The organism is Bacillus sp. FJAT-52991 (genome assembly GCF_037201805.1).
GTDB lineage: Bacteria > Bacillota > Bacilli > Bacillales > Domibacillaceae > Bacillus_CE > Bacillus_CE kandeliae.
This window is the reverse complement of the sequence record NZ_CP147404.1, coordinates 2,097,147-2,115,585: the sequence shown is the minus strand read 5'-3', so window position 1 is coordinate 2,115,585 and position 18,439 is coordinate 2,097,147. Positions and strand designations below refer to the sequence as shown.

The following is an 18,439-nucleotide window of genomic DNA, read 5'->3' as shown; positions in this document are numbered from 1 at the left end:
TCTAGAATGACCATGGAAACATAACAGAGCTATGGGGTCTGACCCCATAGCTGACAGCAGAAATACATGAACAGTAACAGCACAAACGAAAGTCAGCGTTTGTGCTGTTATTTTTTATCATCTCAAATTGCTTATTCGTCTTCATCTTCTGTACAAAAGTCTAGCAGTACACCTACAATCTCATTTTTATCATCATATTGCACAAAGACAGGATAATATCCATCTCCAAAACCTGGCCTAGAAACTGTTCCACCAACTAATACTCCGCCCTCATCATCTGATGCCACTTTATCAGAACAGGCCACATAATATTTCGATCCTTCTTCATTCATCTCTATATCATGCAGATTTTCTACTTCATGTGTAATCATTTCATATTAGAAAGTAGGTTATTGCTTGAAAAAATTTATTCTCTTTATATCATCGAGAGATTGGAATTGAAATTAACAACCGCCCTCATGTGTAAAATGGAACCTAGAAATCACTTAAATTCACTTCTAAGTAAATAGACAACTTCATAGTCTTTTAGCTCATCCATATGTTTATCCGCATCACGATAAAAATCACTGGAAAGAGTGCTGACTTCATCTTCGCTACTTGAATAACAAATACTAGCTAAGATCATTTGATCGGTAATTGAAGCGTTGTCTAGCGGGTTACTCCCCGACACAATACTAAGATAATCCTTTGGAACCGTTTCCTGATTTGATCCTGCAGCTGTACTTCCATCATTATGAACACTAATCGTAAAAAGAGCTTGATTACTTTCTTCAATCGTGTTCGATGTTGTGAAGATAATAGTTCCTTTATTTTTAATCTCAGTAGAAATATCGTTTACTTTTCCGACTAACTTGCCTGATTCATATTTTTCAACCCATAAGTCTACATTTTTATATTTATCATCTACATTGAAGTCAAATATAAAAGATTGATTCGCAGTAGTTGTAAGTATAGCTTGCTCTCTTTCTGTTAACTTAGTTTCAGAAATGGTGTTGGCTTTCAAGTTCGTATTACCGTTATCGCAAGCAATCAAAGAAAACACAAGCAATGTTAATATTGTGAAAAATAGTATTTTCCTCATCATTTCCCTCCTAACTATTGAGTTGTTTTGTGTAAAATTATACCTTATGTATGGATGGATTTGTTATTTTATTGTAAAATTTGAAAATTAAGTCCGGTAATTCAGAAATAAGAGTAAACGAATGACTATAGTCTACAGACAAATAGGCTCTACTAAATGATGGGCTTGCCAATTCGTAAGCTGAAAATCACATCATTTTGCTTTATATCTGACAAAAAAGAATCATAATTCCAGCGTTTCGAAATTAAATAAATCTGTTAAAATTGGAAATAAAGTGTTTCTTTCATACATAAATCAAGGTTGTTTGGAGGTTATTGAATGGGAAGATATGCAGATATTCTTAAAAAAATAAATGAAGCACCTAGCGACTATAACTTTCAGAAGATGTCAAAATCAAAAGCGGAGAAAGAATTAGCATCTATCGATATTCCGCAAGATTATATAGATTTCTTAACGGAAGTAGGATTTGGATCTGTTTTTGATGGATACTTTATGTTTTATGGAGGACTAATTGAAGCTGATGAAATTTATGATGACGTTGATTACCCAGAAATAAAGAATGTTTTGTTATTTGGAGACAACTTTTCTGGCGATGCTATGGGATTTTTACCTGCTGAGAATTGGTCAATTGTTGAAATTTGGCATGAGGACTTGTCCATTGTCCCAAGAGAAGAAAAAACGTTTATGGAGTTTGTAAGTAAGGTGTTTTCAAAAAAGCTATAGATTTTTCTTATGTCACTGACGAGAGGTGCAAAAATCAGGGGAAGCGGTGCATCTGCATATAAAGAAGCTCTGTCCAATTTGAGTTGCTCTTATTAAAGTTAAATGAGCTACTCCATTAGAATAGGAGCTTCTTTTTCCTATTTTTTAACGTGCATTTCCCAAATAATATCTTCTTTTAAATGCAAAGTATAATCCATGATAAACTCTAAATCGATTTGTTTCTTTTGGTAGGCCAACTCTAAATGTTTATAATGCTGAGTCACTAAGTAATTAAATAATTCATTTCTGTTGATTCCTTGCATTTGAGCGATTTCTACCATGCTTTTTTTATCACGTAATTGGTGGAATTCTTTTACGTTCAGTTTGAAAAATTTAGCCATGGAAACAAAATCGGTTTTAAATTCAAACACAACTTTTCCTTGATCCGCTTCTTCTTTCATTTGCAAAGGACCTCTATTGGATTCCATCTTTAGCGATTCAGCGACTGCTGTATGGCTCATCAGAAATAAACAGATAAATGCTGTTAATGAATATGATAGTAGATTTTTCATGTGATATCTCCTCATATCATTTCTGTTTATTTTGCCTTTTCACTTTATTTTTATGTCTGTTGTTTGTATGAATAAGTTCTGGACAATAAGGAAAAATAAGCCTATCAATTGAAGTGGAGAGTTGACTATGGCAAAAATTATTGCGGTTCAAACGGCCTTACCCCGTCATATTGTTCATCAGCAAGAGGCGAAGGAGATGATTTATGATGTATTTCAGCATACATATCCGAAAATCGAGCGGTTGTTATCGGTGTTTGATAACGGTGGAATAGACACGAGGTATTTAGCGAAACCGCTGGAATGGTATAAAGAGAAGCATAGTTTTGAAGAGAAAAATCAGTTATTTCTAGAGGAGGCAATCAAGCTTGGAGAAGAGGCAATCAAAGGCTGCTTAGATCAAGCCGGAGCACGATATGAAGATGTTGATGCGATCATCACTGTTTGTACGACTGGTCTTGCCGCCCCTAGCTTAGAAGCACGGTGGATCAATCGTCTTCCTTTTTCGAAAAAAGTGATGAGGCTGCCCATTTGGGGACTTGGCTGCGGGGGAGGAGCGTCGGGGCTGGCACGAGCGCATGAGTATTGCCTCGCTTATCCTAAAGCGAATGTGTTAGTCGTGGCGGTGGAGTTATGCAGTCTCACTTTTCAAGTGGAAGACTTATCAAAAAGTAATTTAATCGGCACTTCTTTATTTGCCGATGGAGCGGCTTGTGTGCTAGTTGCTGGAGAGGAAAGTCAGTTGTTTCAACGTGCATCAAGACCTCTCCCTGTCATTCAACAAACAGCAACCGTTCTAATGGAGGATTCAGAAGAGGTGATGGGATGGGACATAAAGAATAATGGTTTTTATGTGATTTTTTCAAAAGATATTCCGTCCATTGTTCACCAATGGCTGGAGCCGCAAGTGAAGGGGTTTTTAGCAAGTCAACAAACAAAAATAGAGGAGATCCGCCATATCGTGGCTCATCCAGGTGGTAAAAAAGTGTTGGAAGCGTATGAAGAGAGCTTGCAGCTAGCACCGGATCAGTTGAATGTATCAAGAACGGTGTTAAGTCAATACGGCAATATGTCGTCCGCTACGGTGCTGTTTGTGTTGGAACAATATGTACAAAAAGAGGTACATCCGTATGATTTAGGGCTGATGCTTGCACTTGGCCCTGGGTTTAGTTCAGAAATGCTGTTAATGAGGTGGGAATAATGTTTTTTTATTTATTTATCCTATTGTTGGCAGCACAACGACTAGTGGAGCTTGTCTATGCGAAGCGGAATGAAAAGTGGATGAAGGCAAAAGGAGCGGAGGAGTTTGGACAAAGACATTATCCGTTTATGGTGCTGATGCATGCGACATTTTTTGTGGCGCTAGTGGTTGAAGTGAGTATGAAGCAATCAGTCCTTTATCCATTATGGCCTTTTCTATTGGCTCTCTTCCTCGGCTTGCAGTTGATGCGGCTATGGACCATTCGCACACTTGGCCGATATTGGAATACAAAAATTATTGTGTTAAAGGGTGAGAAAGTTGTCGTCAAAGGACCATTTCGCTTTTTAAAACATCCTAATTATTTTGTTGTGACAGCCGAACTGATCGTTATTCCATTCATATTTCAAGCATACTGGACCTTGATTGTTTATTTTCTTTTGAATCAAATCATTTTAATGATCCGTTTAAACGAAGAAGAGAAAGCGCTAGAACAATTGACAAACTATCAAGAGGCGTTTGCCAAAAGGTAAGTTTCAAAAATGAATTGACAGAAAATTTAAGAAGGATTATAATAATCAATATCAATACTGAAACGTGCGGAGATGCAAAGTCACTTCCTTAAAGACTCCCTCTTTTTGACCAAGTGAATATTCATTCCGCTAGATGATACATTCGAAACTGTCAAATCTGCTAAACTCTCTAGAAAAAGAGACCTGTGCGCAGATCAAGCCAGTGATACCTTCCCTATTTGGAACGGTCATCGCTGGCTTTTTTCGTTTCCTAGCCCATCATAAAAAATTGGAGGAATGAAAGATGTGCAAAAAAACAGGTTGCGGAAAATGCCCAAATTGTCCACTTGCAAATACAGAAAAGAAAAGCAAATAAGGAAAATTATGAATGCTATTGAAAATCATTATCGCTCGTGATAAAGTATAAGTGAAGATGAAAATTATTATCAATGAAACGATATAGACTGAGTAAAAAAGGACGGTGGGGAGATCATGGTATGGGTATTTGTTGCGACGACAGTAGTTGTATACGGCGGCGTTATGAAGTATGTGATCGATCACGTAAATAGAGCTGAAGCATAATTTGGAAAGAAGGCTGATATAAAGCCTTCTTTTTTCTTTTTTACGATGGGAAATACAGCAGAAATCATATACAATAGAAAAAAAGAATCCGCTTCCTAACGTAAGGACAGTGTATAAGGAGTAATGTGAAGATGTCATTAGAAACACAGCAACAAACATTATCAGAAACCATTGCTAGAACAGCTTGGCTTCATGATTTATTTGAGCAATATGGGGATGAAGAGCGCGCGAGAAAGGCGAAATTGTTTTTAAAGAAGTTGCATGATGAAGAATTTATTGTTGCGTTTTGCGGACATTTTTCGGCGGGTAAATCGACGATGATCAATGAGTTAACCGGTGAAAAGCTATTGCCGTCGAGTCCGATTCCAACAAGTGCAAACTTAGTAAAGATTCATAAAGCCCCTGAGGATTTTGCGAAAGTGTATTATAAAGATCGCCAGCCGCTACTTTTTCAGGCGCCATACCGTTTTGAAAAAGTGAAAGAATATTGTAAAAATGGTGAAGAAGTGGAAGCGATTGAAATTGGTCATAGCGAATCCAGCTTGCCGTCAGAAGTGACAGTGATGGATACACCGGGAGTCGATTCCACGGATGATGCCCATCGAATTTCAACCGAATCAGCGCTTCATTTAGCTGATATGGTGTTTTACGTAATGGATTACAACCATGTGCAATCGGAATTAAATTTCATTTATACGAAAGATTTGCTTTCTCACGGTGTGAAATTGAATCTGATTATTAATCAAATTGATAAGCATCGCGACGAAGAGCTCTCATTCGATGCCTTTAAGCAATCGGTTTATGACTCGTTTGCCTCTTGGAATGTTCATCCGGAAAAATTTTATTTCACGAGCCTAAGAGAGCCGAACCTTCCTTATAATGATTTTGCCGAAGTGAAAGAGCTGATCCATCAAAGTATGGCCAATCGAGAGCAATTAACACTCCGTTCAGCTGAAACGATGATGAGTCTACTGGTCAGTGAGCATCTACAGTGGCTGCAAGAAGGGCAAGAAGAAGCGAGAGAACAGCTGCAAGCGATCCTTGGTGAAAACTGGAATGTGGAAGAAATTACTGCAAACGAGCAGAAAACAAAGGCAGAGCTTGATAAGCGCGACGCTAACGCTTTAGTGAAATCAGTAGAAGAAGGCCGGGAAAAGGTGCTGCAAAACGCTTATTTAATGCCAGCTACTACTCGTCAATTAGCGAAGGACTTTTTAGAAGCGATGCAGCCGGAATTTAAAGTCGGTCTGTTCTTTAGCAAGAGGAAAACGGAAGAAGAAAGACAGCGCCGACTTGATGTATTGATGGCGGATTTACAGGAGAAAACGGAAGCCCAGCTTGAGTGGCATCTTCGCCAGTTGGTCGCCTCCTGGTTAAAATCAAGCGGGCTAATGAGTGACTCCTTGCAGCTAGAAGCGGAGGAACTATCCATTCCGTTCGATGAATCGTTATTAAAGGATACAATCAAAACTGGGGCAAAAGTGACAGGCGATTATGTCCTGAACTATTGTGATGAGGTAGCAAATCAACTGAAGAGAAAAGCTCGGATGATGACAGATGAGTTAAAAGCTCGTGCATCACAAGAAATGGCTGTCCAGTTTGCTTCTGAACAAGAAGGGCTGAAAGAAAAGTGGCAAGTTTGGCATCGAAAAGTAACGGCGATTCAACAGTTAACGGGCATGGAGGCGACGATGGAGGAGCATCGAAATACCTTACATGAGCTCATGATTCGTTCGTTTTCGAATTTACCTGAGCGATTCGATCAATTTGTACAGGAATGGGAAAAAGAACGGGAACAAGTGGACATTTTTAGCGGAGAGTGGGAAGAAGAAACAGCGGCAACGATACAAAAAGTGGAACAAGAAACAGAGGTCGTTGTATCGAATGAAGCGACAGCAGCGGTCAGCGACACGGTGTCTAAGCTGAGAACAATGAACCGCCAGCTTGATGGCATTCCAGGATTCCAGCGTTTTATCGATGGACTTCGTCAAAAAGCCGATCGCTTAGAGCAGCGCAAATACACGATTGCTTTATTCGGAGCCTTTAGTGCAGGGAAATCGTCATTCGCTAATGCGATGCTTGGTGAAAAGGTTCTTCCGGTTTCGCCTAACCCAACAACGGCGGCGGTTAACCGCATTCATCCGCCTGATGAACAGCATCCGCATCGGACAGCGGCGGTTCATTTAAAAACAGAACAAGATTTATTATTGGATCTTCAGCATTCCTTGCAATTGTTCCAGCGATCGGTTACTTCTCTTGCTGAAGCAGATCAAGTGATTCCAGAATTGTTAACAGCCAATGAAGGAGAAGGGCGCGAAAAAATTCATTTGTCCTTTTTGAAAGCTTTTCATGAAGGCTATAGTGAATTTAAGGGGCAGCTTGGTACGACGTTATTAGTCGATCTGCAAGCGTTCCAAGGGTTTGTGGCGAATGAAAAACAAAGCTGTTTCGTTGAATCGATCGACTTGTATTATGATTGTGATTTTACAAGACAAGGGGTTACGCTTGTTGATACACCGGGGGCAGACTCCATTAATGCGCGTCATACGGGCGTGGCGTTTGAATACATTAAAAATTCCGATGCGATTCTGTTTGTGACGTACTATAATCATGCGTTCTCGAAAGCCGATCGTGAATTTTTAATTCAGCTAGGCCGGGTAAAGGATGCTTTTGAGATGGATAAAATGTTTTTTATCGTCAATGCCATTGATTTGGCGAAAGATGAAGAAGAAGTGCAAGAAGTGAAAAACTATGTGACCGAACAGTTATTGCAATACGGCATTCGCTTCCCGAGATTATTTGGCGTATCTAGTTTGCAGGCCATCCAAGAGATTGAGCGGGGGGAGACGGATCATCCAAACTCCAAAATTTTGCCGTTTAAACAAGCGTTTCACCAGTTCCTTGATGGCGATTTAGCTCAAATGGCCGTGCAATCAGCGGAGGCTGAGTGGGAACGCGGGGTAGAAAGACTGAGTCAGTTGATTGCGACAGCGAAGGAAAATCGCAATAACCGTGAACAGAAGCAGCAGGAGCTGACCGAACAGCAACAACAAGTAGCGACTCATTTAACAAATGAAACGTCCCAACTGCTAGAAAAGAGATTGTCGCAGGAAATCAATGAGCTTATGTACTATTTAAAGCAGCGCGTATTTTACCGTTTTTCAGATTTCTTTAAAGAATCGTTTAACCCAGCGACACTCAGCAATAATCAAGTAAAAGCCGCTTTAAATCAAGCGCTAAAAGAACTGCTTGAAGCGGTTGGTTATGACCTAGCTCAAGAGATGCGGGCCACAAGCTTGCGAACAGAAAATCATGTGCACGAGCTATTGACGGAAAAATATACGAACCTTCAGCTGCATTATCAAACGATTCAGTCGCAGCTATCGTTTACGCCATTAGAGTGGTCATCACAAGAAACGCCAGAGTTCCCAACTGCCTTTACGAATGAGCCGTTGTCGACTTTTAGCCAAGCACTAGCCGTGTTTAAAAACGCGAAATCATTCTTTGAAAAAAATGAAAAACAAGTAATGCAAGCACAATTAGAAGAGCAACTATCAACGCTTGCAGATACGTATTTAGAAACGGAAAAAGAAAAATTATGGACATGGGCTTATAACGAGCTCGATGCCGGTATGACGTTAATCAAAACAACGATTGAGTCGGATGCAAAAGAACAATTTGCTGCTTGGCTTGATGTCCTTAACCATGCAGAGAACATTGATGAATGGGAGCGCATATTAGTTGAGCTTCAACGAGCGTAAACAGGAGATCATTCGTCGTTTTCATACGTGCGCCACTTGTCGTCATTTTCGGGCGAGCAAAGGCGAGTCAGGGATGAATTACATGTGTAGCCGGCTGGGGTTTGCCACAAAGCCTAGCTACACATTTGATTGTTGGGACCCTAAGGAACAAGTGAAGCAACTGATGGAAAAAAGGTTGAAGGAAGCGGAAGATAAGGGGGAGAAGGCATGAATTTTATCAAATCAATGGACTGGCTCGCCAATCATTTAGACGATCCGAATGTTTGTATCATCGATTGCCGTTTTAGTTTAGCGGACGCTCAGGCAGGAGAGAAAGCATACATGGAAGGCCATATTCCAGGTGCTTTTTACGCTCATTTAGATCGGCATTTATCTGGAGAGAAGCAACAGCATGGAGGCAGGCATCCGCTGCCGAATGTAGAAGATGTTCAAGCTGTGTTTCAATCTTTCGGGATCACAGAGCAGACGATCGTTGTTGTGTATGATCAAGGAGAAGCGATGTTTGCCGGCAGATGTTGGTGGTTATTGTCTTACCTCGGTCATTCGCATGTGTATATTCTTGATGGAGGCTTCCAAGAATGGGCGAACCGCGAACTTCCAGTAACAAAAGAGATTCCAACAGCTAAGCCAAGTTATTTCCCGGTAAATATTCAAACAGATTGGCTCGTTTCCATCGAAGAAGTCAAGGAAGCGGTGGCGAGCGGAACATCGGTGCTGATCGATTCACGTGCGCCGGAACGCTACAATGGTGAAGTAGAACCACTGGATCGCGTGCCTGGCCATATTCCAACGGCGGTCAATTATTTCTTCCAAGAAGGGCTGCAAGGGACAAGCTGGAAAGATCAACAACAGCAAATCGATCGCTTTCGTGAGTTAGACAATGATCAGCCTGTTATTGTTTACTGTGGGTCTGGCGTGTCAGCTACACCGAATATTATCGCCTTAAAAGAAGCCGGATTTCGTAATGTAAAGCTATATGCAGGGAGCTATAGCGATTGGTCTTCCTACGAGGATTTACCTATTGAGAAAAAGAGCGAACGTTAATATAATAGTAAAACGCTTTGGAAAATAATTTTTCTAAAGCGTTTTTTTCGAATATGATAGAATAACAGTTGAGGTGACAACATGAATAAACAAGAGCATATTTTGCTTGTAGATGGAATGGCTTTATTGTTTCGGGCTTTTTATGCGACAGCGGTTAGCGGTCAATTTATGTACAATTCAAAGGGATTGCCGACAAATGGCGTCCAAGGATTTATGAAGCATTTACTATTGGCAGTCGATCATCAAGATCCAACTCATGTGGCGGTGTGCTGGGATATGGGCAGCCAAACATTCAGAAATGAGCTATTTTCAGGATATAAGGCGAATCGATCCGCACCGCCTGAGGAATTAATTCCGCAATTTGATTTGGCAAAAGAAGTCGCCAGTTCTTTTTTGCTTCCAAACATCGGCGTTGTTGGCTATGAAGCGGACGATTGCATTGGAACAATTGCGAAACAAGAAGATCGAAAAGTGACGATTTTAAGCGGAGATAAGGATTTGCTTCAGTTGTTGGATGACCAAATCGATGTGATGCTGTTGCAAAAAGGGTACGGCAATTACTTAACGCATACGGTCGCTAGTTTTTCTGAATTATATGGCGTTACACCACAACAATTTATCGATGTCAAAGCATTAATGGGTGATACGAGCGATGGCTATCCTGGGGTGAAAGGCATTGGTGAAAAAACAGCCTTTAAGCTGGTGAAAGAATTTGGTTCGATTGAAGAGATCATGAATAATATTGATAAGCTGACGCCTTCGCAACGGAAGAAGCTGACCGATGATGTCGATATGCTCTATCTTTCTCACAAGCTAGCTCAAATTAATTGCGAAGTGCCGCTTGAGTGGAACGTTCAAGAAGCAAGCTGGTCAGGTATCTCGACAGAAGCTGAACAATTAGTAGAACAGCTGGAATTAAAAGTCCTTCGCCGTCATTTAGCGGAAGTCATCTCTAACAACCCGTGGGCGTAAAGGTGACAACGACGATGGAAAACCATTCATCTGTGGCGAATTACTTATTGCAACTAGATGACAAGGGCTTTAAATTTTCAGATGACATGATCGCCTTTATTTATTTTGGACAGAGGTCTACAGATGCCTCTGATCATTTAGTAATGGCGGCTATTGAAATTACATTGAAGGCACAAAAGGAATTTGATGGAAGCTTTTATCTTTCCTTGCTGGAGCGGTTAAAAGAGAAGAAAATTACTTCTAGAAAAGTGGCGCTGCAGTTTGCGAAAGAAGTAAACGTATTAGATATATAACAAGACCTCAATTTTAGTCGAGGTCTTGTTATATATATGTCTACATTATTCGCAAGATGTGATGTAGGAAATGAAAAAATTATTGCACTAGTGGAAAACAAGATTCCTCATTTTTTGGGCGAATACAAATTTAATTTCAGGCAGAATACGTCCCTCAATTCATTGCGTCCACTTAAAGAGCAGGAGGATGAATGACCTGCGTTCCGGATGAAATGTCCCGGACCAAGCTTAGAGGATGAAAAAACGCCAAGCCCAGCAGGATTGAGGGCTTGGCGTATATTTTCGTTAAAATATTGGCGGGACCCCTTATTCAAGTGTGACTATGGAATTGAGTTAGAAGCAATCGTCGGACTTGACCACTTGCCTGCAAGGTTGTAATGGATTTGAATAACTAAATGCTAACTGCGATGAAAGTCTAATGTATTATTCATCCCTTTTGGGGGATTTGTACGATTATAAAATATTATTTTTGTGGAGAGTGAACTGATGAAAGTAGAAAAAATCTTAATTGTAGAAGATGAGCCAACGATTTCGGATTTAATACAACTTAATTTGAGAATGGTTAACTATGAGACTAGTCAGGTTTACAATGGAAGACAAGCTTTAGAATTAATAGAAAAGGAACAATTTGATTTAATACTTTTAGACGTTATGCTTCCAGAAATAGACGGGTTTAGCATAATAGATAAAATAAAGCATAGGGGCATACCTGTCATTTTTTTATCAGCTAAATCATCCATTACAGATAAAGTTAAGGGCCTTAAAATGGGAGCAGATGATTATATAGTAAAACCTTTTGAGTCTATAGAACTTTTAGCAAGAGTTGAAACAGTTCTAAGACGTTACAGTAAAAAGAATAATGTTATAAGTTTTGAAAATTTAGAAATATATATAGAAGAAATGATTGTGAAAAAAGATGGTAATATTATAGATTTAACTCTAAAAGAATTTGAGCTTTTATGTTTATTAATACAAAATAAAGGCATTGCATTATCTAGGGAGAGAATTTTAGAGAAAATTTGGGGATATGATTACCTAGGAGAAACTAGAACTGTTGATATGCATATTCAAAGGATTAGAAAAAAACTTGATTTAGATGAGAAAATTAGAACGGTTCATAAAGTCGGTTACAGATGGGAGGCTTAAATGAAATTTTGGCATAAAATATCCATATATTCGCTATTATTATTTTTGATCATATTTAACCTTAGTGCTGTTTTTTTAATACAAAATAGTCATAACTTAAACTTAAAAAGAGAGATTGATAGGTCATTAGATGAACATAGCAATATTTCGGCAGGGATTAGTTATTATAATATGCTTTCAAATAACTTATATGTTAAGTCTGGAAATAAAGTTAAAGCTGATTATAAAGATGTCATTAAAAAATATTTAGAAAACTTGAATTCAAATGATAGTTATTTAGAGATATTAGATAAAAATAATAATGTAGTTTTTAGTAACATGGAATTTAAGATTTTAGGAGATAGAGAAGAGTTAAAAAATGTATCTCACTCTCAAAGGAAATATATTATAAGAGATGTAGACAATAAAACATTATTATTTGTAACTAGTTTAATAAATATAAATGGAGAAGATTTGAAGTTTTCGTATGCTCGTGATGTAACATATATTTATGAAGATAAAAAAGAACAATATAATTTTTATATTCGATTATCAATAATTGTAACAATAATTTTAGCTATTGGTATGTATATCTTAAGCAAGTATATTACAAGGCCTATAGATAAGTTAATAAATATAACACGAATAGTATCAAAGGGAAATTATTCAGAAAGAGTAGCCATTGATTCTAAAGATGAAATAGGTATTTTAGCAGAAAATTTTAATGAAATGGCAGCTGCTGTTGAACTAAAAATCAGTGAACTAGAACTTAAAGCTGAAGAAAAACAAAGATTCATAGATAATTTAACTCATGAATTAAAAACACCCTTAACTTCTATAATAGGATATGCAGATTTTCTTCGCTCAACAGCATATAATGAACAGATATTTATAGAAGGGTTAAACCATATATTTAAAGAAGGAAAAAGATTAGAGGAATTATCATGGAAAATGATGGACTTAATATCACTTAAAAGTGAAAATTTTAAAATAAAAAAAGAAAATATAGGAGATATATTATTTGATATAAAAGATACATTAAAGCCTAAACTACAGAGTAAAAGTATTAACTTAATAATTAGTAGTAAAGATTATGAAGTAGTTGTAGAAAGAGATTTAATTAGAAATTTAATTTGTAATTTTATTGATAATTCTATTAAGGCGTCAAAAAAAGATAGCAATATATACTTAACTGTATATAAAAATAAAGAAAATAAAACTGTACTTGAAATAAAAGATGAAGGTATAGGAATTTCAGAAGAAGATCTACCTAAAGTTTTTGAAGCCTTTTATATGGTTGATAAATCAAGAACTAGAGCTAATAATGGAGTCGGATTAGGACTTACTATATGTGCTGAAATAGCAAAAATCCATGAAGTCGAAATTAAAATGGAAAGCCAACTAAATAAAGGGACCACTATAAGACTAATATTTAACCTGAATTTATGATGAATGTTCCGATTCTGTATGGAGTTATTTATGTTATATAACTTGGATAATCAACAGGCTTGATTTTACAACTATTTTACAACTAGTAGATCGTTTATATACGAGTATGATTTATAGTTTTAGTTGTATCAAACAGATTAAAGGAGGAAAAATTTTATGAAGACAAAAGGAATCATTGCATTAGGGTTAATTGGAGCAATAAGTATTGGTGGTGGTGTAGCTTATGCACAAGTGTCAAAAAATACAGTACCAAAGAATGTAGTAATGACTGAGACAAGTGTTGCACAAGTAAGTAATAAAGAAGCTGAGTCCTATAAAAAAATAGCGCTAGATGCATTTGAGAAGTATTTTAATGAAGATGTAAATAGTAAAGGTTTATATGAAAGATTAAATAAGCTTTATGAGCAAGGAGGACAAAAATCCTATATTATATCGTGGTGCGATCAAAAAGGTGAAACAATAAATGGTAATACAGCGATTCAATATACGGCTGTAATTGATACTAAAACTAATAAGATACTACAGTTAGAATATCATCCAGGGGTGCCTAAAAATAAAGATTATCAAGAATTTTCTTATGATACAGCGAAAGATTTAGCAGATAAATTTGTGAAAGAAAATAATTTATTCAATGGTGTAAATTATGAGTTTTTAGATAAGCAAAGTAAAGAGGTGAATTCAAGTAATGATAAAGCATCTTGGGACTATTATTTCTATTATAAATATAATGGAAAAACATGTTTAGTTACAGTGAATAAAGATCTTAAAAAAGTGTCTCAATTTTTGTTCGTTGACGAAATAAGTTCATTGGGCTAAAAGTAGATTTCAATCATGTTATAAAATGGAATAGGGTCGAGCAATTTGCTCGACCCTATTATGGCTTTGAAAAAAGTCGCGACGTTTATAAAAATGTTACGATGCTTTCTCCCTTAGATAATTTTTGTCTAAGGGTATTTTTTCTTTTTTAACGAACGAAGCAGGTTAGGAAAAGAACTTTTACCGAAATTTCCAAGGGGCAAGTATACTGTTCTTCTAAATACTGAACATAAATATTAATGTATCTACTGTATCAAGAAGGAATGAAAAACCTGTTTAGCTAAGTATTACCTATTTGAATATAGTACTAGAATTCCTTTATTTCATTACTATTTGAAAAAATAGAACTATTCAAATAATTTACAATCAAATTAAAGGTGCCAGACCTTGTCCACTGGGGAAAATGGGCAGTGTTTTTTATACTGAAATAGACTTTAGGAGATGTAATACTTCGATAAAAATCAAAAACTATTTCAGAGGAAGCATGATAATCATACTCACCTTCGATAAAAGCTATTGGAACCTTAAAATTTTTATAAGCAGAAAAATCAATTTCTGATACTTCGTGCCATAGCTTAACTATGGACTGCTCAGAACCTTTTAGTCGTTTTATACAATCCATTAATGAATAGTTTTTGGAAAAAATAAAATAGCGATATAGTGATAAATACGTACTTTTTCCATAAAGAGAAACACCTTGCTTGATTAGTTGACTCATAAAAAACATTAAATCAGAATACCAATTAACTTGATTAAACTTTGTGTTTAGAGAAGAAATTCTGTTTTTAAGACGATGATTATCAATACGACTTACAATGTATTCTTTACTTTTTTTAAACATTTTTTGCGAACAAATAACTTGTCCAACTCCAATATAAAAATGTATCAATTCTGGATACGAAATAATGAATTTCATTCCAATAATGCTTCCCCATGAATGTCCCATTAAGCATACTTTCTCTTTTTTGAATTCAACAAGAAGTTTTTCAATTAAGACCTTCAAGTCAAGAACGAAATCATTAATAGTAATATGTTCATCTTCTCTAAACCTATAGTATGATTTTCCAGCCCCCCTTTGCTCCCAAATGATTAAAGTATAGTTTTTGGATAAATCTGAATTAAAATACTCAACAAGAGGTAGTGCCGCATCACCAGGTCCGCCATGTAAATATATTAAAATAGAATTATCCAAATTAGTACTTACTACTTGAACATATTGGTTAATACCATTTATGAGATACCATTTGCTGTAATTATACATTTTATCTCCCTACTTTCGTTGACACAGATGTGTCATATAAGTATAGTCTATATATGAAATAATTGATTTGCAATCAATGGAAACACATTGGTAGAAAGTGTGTCAGGAGAAAAAATGGGAAAAAAAGAAGATATAATTAATGGTCTATTTTCCGTGATGGAAAAATATGAATTTTCGCTAATCACTGTTACCCAAATAACGCAGGAAGCTAGCGTAGGAAGAAAAACCTTCTATAGATATTTTAAAAATAAAGAAGAAGTGCTTGAAGAATCTATAAATTTGTTATTCTTAGAGTATTCCTCCTTTCAAGAAAATTATTTTTCTTCTAAATATGAAGTGCTAATTCATAATCATTTTTTATTTTGGAGTAATCATTTAACATTTCTTAAACTTATGTATAACAACGAACTAATGTTATATATTTTTAAGCAATATCAAAGGTATGTTCCTAAGCTTAATAAAAATTATTTAACTGACAAAGAATTTAATCATATCACTGCAATTTATGCAAATGCGTTTGTTGTTGGAATATTTTGGTCAACACTTTACACATGGATAGAGAATGGAGCAAAAGAATCTCCCGCTGAATTAGCAAGTATATGTATACAGTTTTTACAAAATAGAGTATAAGAAAACTAAAAGTATCATTCAACGAAATATTTAGCAATCTATCGAGAGATAGTCTTGAAACATCTAAAATCATTGCCATTTGTTATTTGGCTGCGGCTTACCTTCTTATCATTAGGAATAGGCATTTTATTATCAGCAGTTCAATTATGGCGAAGGTTTAAGTAGGGGTTTGAAAGAGATAAATGTTAGGATGGGTCGAGTGGTGTGCTCGATCTTTTTGTTAAATAAACGTTTCTAAATATTTGTTAAATATAGAGGTGATGGAAAGGGTGAATTTGTTGAATGGAGGATAGCAAATGACGATAAAACATTTAAATTTATATGCCGCACTTGGAGCTACAATAGTATTTGCCTTAATTTATTCATCATTTTTTTTGTTAGGAAGTTTTCGGCCGTATTCTAGCACAAGTATTGTTGCTTATTCATTAAATACACTCTTCATCATTTTTTTAGTCACTTTTTTATGCCTAACAGCCCATTTTTTTGAAATTTTTTTATTAAAAAACAAAAAACAATTAAGAGCTATTTTTTACTTTTTGATGGGGGTGCTTAGTGGTGGAATGTTTTCTTTAGTTTATCTCAACTATGAATTTGTTTATTTTTTTATAATTCTCACCACTTTAACTACGGTTGGTTCAATGATGTTTTATCTTATCAAAACATCATTGAATTCTGTGACTCTACAAAAAATATTAGCCACTTCTTCCTTAGTAGTGATCCCTTTGGTGTATTTGTTAAGTAAATATTTGTATGCTGTAAGTTAAAATAATGCTCCATGTGAAATTATAAAACCGAACGAAGATCATTACTTTTACGAAAGGAGAAAATAAAGAAGTACGAATCAATTTCGACTGATGAAATGCAAACACATGTTCAAAAGATTTTTAGAAAGAATCATCTTAGTTGTGGAGTAACAATAAAGTTGTTTAAAAAGATGGTGTGAAACTGGATTTTCAAACCATTTTTTTGATTTCTCTTTATAATAAAAGAAAGAATATTTCGATATTCATTAAGTGTAAAATGGGCAGTTTTGCATGAGAGGTGTGTTAATATGAATCGAAAAGAAACATCTGAAGAAACAAGAGAACAATTAAGACAAAGTGAATTAAAAAATAATCCCACTGGTTCTCTACACGATGGATTAAATAGAGAAAGTAATGGGAATTTAAATGATTTATCAGGTGGTATGGGTTGGAAAGGTACAGGGATATTAATTTTAGTATTATTTTTCGGTTACATTCTATACAACCTTATATTTTAAGGTTGGCTAAGGAGCATGTTGTTTTTTGTCATTATGTGCTAGAAGCTTATCCAACACTTGGACATTATGCAGATTATTTAATGAAGCATGATGTTTGGTATTTTTGGTGGGATTGATGGATTTTAAAAATTACGATTGGAAGAGAAATGGCTTATTGAAGTGAATGTTATTACGTACTTGATGAGAGACGGGGGAGGATTAGCATGCAATTACAAGAAAAGAATCGAATCAAGCTGGAGCGGCAATTGAAGGATAATGGTTTTGAACATGCGATAAACTATTTGATGGAGACGACGCGGCAAGGGGTGCGTTGTGCAAAAGCGGGCGAGACCGATTACATAAAGCCGGGGCGTTCGCGCGTTGGTGGCGATCCAGATCTGCCTCCACAATTTGCATGGCCGCTCACATCAGATGGGACACCAATGACTTTTTTAGCTCAATTGAATATGTGTGATGTGGCGAAGCACGATGTGAATGAGTTATTGCCGAAGACAGGGATGCTGTCATTTTTTCTCGGAATTGATGAGCCAGCCTACAATATTGAGCATCGAGTCATATGGTTCGATGAAACAGAGGTGCTAACGGCTGTCCGTCGTGAACCATCAGGTGAGACTGCGTTGGAAGATACTTACGTTGGCTATGACTTAGAAGCGCGTCCATCACTGGAACCGCCAGGATATGCTTATGTTGATATGGAACAAGTAGAGAATGATGAAGTTACCTTTGGTGAGTATGATGATTTATTTTATGAGATTCGAGACCAAAAAGATGGTGATATCATTCAACTGTTCGGTTATCCAACAGAACAACATGATGATTCAGAATATGAAGCAGCCCTGATGATACTGACTGGTAAAGAATATGAGTATAGCATGGATAAAGCATTGGACGAGATCACAGCACATTTTGGCGGTGATAAGACGAAGGCGAAACAGGAAGTCACGGATATGCAGATGTTGCTGGAGCTGGAAACGGATGATGACGTTGGCTTCTGCTGGTGGGACGCAGGGGTACTGCACTTCTTTATTCGTAAGGAGGATTTGATTGCTGGGCGGTTTGATCGTACCTATTGCTCGCTTTATTCTAGCTAACTCTCTGATTACTTATTAATTGAGATTTATAACTGTTATGCCTTTAAAAGAGATGCAAGGGTAAAATTAAGTGATTTTGGTGTAAGTTCTAA

Annotated in this window: 19 protein-coding genes; 15 read left to right on the top strand and 4 right to left on the bottom strand. The window is 36.5% G+C overall.

Going from position 1 to position 18,439, the window contains the following annotated elements; genetic code table 11:
* Window positions 1–131 precede the first annotated feature (131 nt).
* Both WDJ61_RS10800 and WDJ61_RS10795 read right to left on the bottom strand, forming a co-directional pair.
* Complete coding sequence (locus WDJ61_RS10800; protein ID WP_338749566.1) at window positions 132–332, bottom strand: DUF4241 domain-containing protein; 201 nt, start codon at window positions 330–332, stop codon at window positions 132–134.
* Window positions 333–481: 149 nt separating this feature from the next.
* Window positions 482–1,081: a hypothetical protein gene (locus WDJ61_RS10795; protein ID WP_338749564.1), complete on the bottom strand. Its 600-nt coding sequence runs from the start codon at window positions 1,079–1,081 to the stop codon at window positions 482–484.
* 318 nt (window positions 1,082–1,399) lie between these two features.
* On the opposite strand from WDJ61_RS10795, the gene WDJ61_RS10790 reads away from it, so the two are divergent.
* The gene (locus WDJ61_RS10790; protein ID WP_338749562.1) at window positions 1,400–1,804 is read left to right on the top strand and encodes an SMI1/KNR4 family protein; all 405 of its coding nucleotides are present in this window, start codon (window positions 1,400–1,402) and stop codon (window positions 1,802–1,804) included.
* A 137-nt stretch (window positions 1,805–1,941) separates the two neighbouring features.
* On the opposite strand, the gene WDJ61_RS10785 is transcribed toward WDJ61_RS10790, so the two are convergent.
* Window positions 1,942–2,355: a hypothetical protein gene (locus tag WDJ61_RS10785; RefSeq protein WP_338749560.1), complete on the bottom strand. Its 414-nt coding sequence runs from the start codon at window positions 2,353–2,355 to the stop codon at window positions 1,942–1,944.
* 127 nt (window positions 2,356–2,482) lie between these two features.
* Between WDJ61_RS10785 and WDJ61_RS10780 the strand changes: the two genes are divergently transcribed.
* The 9 genes from WDJ61_RS10780 (at window position 2,483) to WDJ61_RS10740 (ending at window position 14,104) form a co-directional block, all read left to right on the top strand.
* Window positions 2,483–3,553 carry a type III polyketide synthase gene (locus tag WDJ61_RS10780; RefSeq protein ID WP_338749558.1) on the top strand — a complete coding sequence of 357 codons (1,071 nt, stop codon included), beginning with the start codon at window positions 2,483–2,485 and terminating at the stop codon, window positions 3,551–3,553.
* Entirely contained in the window at window positions 3,553–4,083 is a 531-nt protein-coding gene (locus WDJ61_RS10775; RefSeq protein ID WP_338749556.1) for an isoprenylcysteine carboxyl methyltransferase family protein, read from the top strand. Before WDJ61_RS10780 ends, WDJ61_RS10775 begins: the two co-directional genes overlap by 1 nt.
* Before the next feature lie 692 nt (window positions 4,084–4,775).
* Window positions 4,776–8,405 carry a dynamin family protein gene (locus tag WDJ61_RS10770; RefSeq protein ID WP_338749554.1) on the top strand — a complete coding sequence of 1,210 codons (3,630 nt, stop codon included), beginning with the start codon at window positions 4,776–4,778 and terminating at the stop codon, window positions 8,403–8,405.
* 207 nt (window positions 8,406–8,612) lie between these two features.
* On the top strand, window positions 8,613–9,449 hold the full coding sequence (locus WDJ61_RS10765) for a sulfurtransferase (protein WP_338749552.1): 837 nt from the start codon (window positions 8,613–8,615) through the stop codon (window positions 9,447–9,449).
* A gap of 81 nt (window positions 9,450–9,530) precedes the next feature.
* Window positions 9,531–10,421: a 5'-3' exonuclease gene (locus WDJ61_RS10760; RefSeq protein WP_338749550.1), complete on the top strand. Its 891-nt coding sequence runs from the start codon at window positions 9,531–9,533 to the stop codon at window positions 10,419–10,421.
* Between the two features lie 14 nt (window positions 10,422–10,435).
* Window positions 10,436–10,714: a DUF6123 family protein gene (locus WDJ61_RS10755; protein WP_338749548.1), complete on the top strand. Its 279-nt coding sequence runs from the start codon at window positions 10,436–10,438 to the stop codon at window positions 10,712–10,714.
* A gap of 486 nt (window positions 10,715–11,200) precedes the next feature.
* Window positions 11,201–11,860 (top strand): response regulator transcription factor, encoded by a 660-nt coding sequence (locus WDJ61_RS10750; RefSeq protein ID WP_338749546.1) that lies wholly within the window; start codon window positions 11,201–11,203, stop codon window positions 11,858–11,860.
* Window positions 11,861–13,288: a HAMP domain-containing sensor histidine kinase gene (locus WDJ61_RS10745; protein ID WP_338749544.1), complete on the top strand. Its 1,428-nt coding sequence runs from the start codon at window positions 11,861–11,863 to the stop codon at window positions 13,286–13,288.
* A 156-nt stretch (window positions 13,289–13,444) separates the two neighbouring features.
* On the top strand, window positions 13,445–14,104 hold the full coding sequence (locus tag WDJ61_RS10740; protein WP_338749542.1) for a hypothetical protein: 660 nt from the start codon (window positions 13,445–13,447) through the stop codon (window positions 14,102–14,104).
* A 307-nt stretch (window positions 14,105–14,411) separates the two neighbouring features.
* On the opposite strand, the gene WDJ61_RS10735 is transcribed toward WDJ61_RS10740, so the two are convergent.
* The gene (locus tag WDJ61_RS10735; RefSeq protein WP_338749540.1) at window positions 14,412–15,365 is read right to left on the bottom strand and encodes an alpha/beta hydrolase; all 954 of its coding nucleotides are present in this window, start codon (window positions 15,363–15,365) and stop codon (window positions 14,412–14,414) included.
* Window positions 15,366–15,479: 114 nt separating this feature from the next.
* Between WDJ61_RS10735 and WDJ61_RS10730 the strand changes: the two genes are divergently transcribed.
* The 5 genes from WDJ61_RS10730 to WDJ61_RS10710 all read left to right on the top strand — a co-directional run bounded on the left by WDJ61_RS10730 (window position 15,480) and on the right by WDJ61_RS10710 (window position 18,347).
* A complete protein-coding gene (locus WDJ61_RS10730; RefSeq protein ID WP_338749538.1) occupies window positions 15,480–15,995 on the top strand; it encodes a TetR/AcrR family transcriptional regulator in 516 nt (171 codons plus the stop codon).
* Window positions 15,996–16,291: 296 nt separating this feature from the next.
* Complete coding sequence (locus tag WDJ61_RS10725; protein ID WP_338749536.1) at window positions 16,292–16,759, top strand: hypothetical protein; 468 nt, start codon at window positions 16,292–16,294, stop codon at window positions 16,757–16,759.
* 287 nt (window positions 16,760–17,046) lie between these two features.
* Window positions 17,047–17,256, top strand: coding sequence for a DUF6366 family protein (locus WDJ61_RS10720; RefSeq protein WP_338749534.1), 210 nt, complete (start codon window positions 17,047–17,049; stop codon window positions 17,254–17,256).
* A 35-nt stretch (window positions 17,257–17,291) separates the two neighbouring features.
* Entirely contained in the window at window positions 17,292–17,372 is an 81-nt protein-coding gene (locus WDJ61_RS10715) for a DUF4253 domain-containing protein (protein WP_338754771.1), read from the top strand.
* A gap of 87 nt (window positions 17,373–17,459) precedes the next feature.
* Window positions 17,460–18,347 carry a YwqG family protein gene (locus tag WDJ61_RS10710; RefSeq protein ID WP_338749532.1) on the top strand — a complete coding sequence of 296 codons (888 nt, stop codon included), beginning with the start codon at window positions 17,460–17,462 and terminating at the stop codon, window positions 18,345–18,347.
* Window positions 18,348–18,439 lie beyond the last annotated feature (92 nt).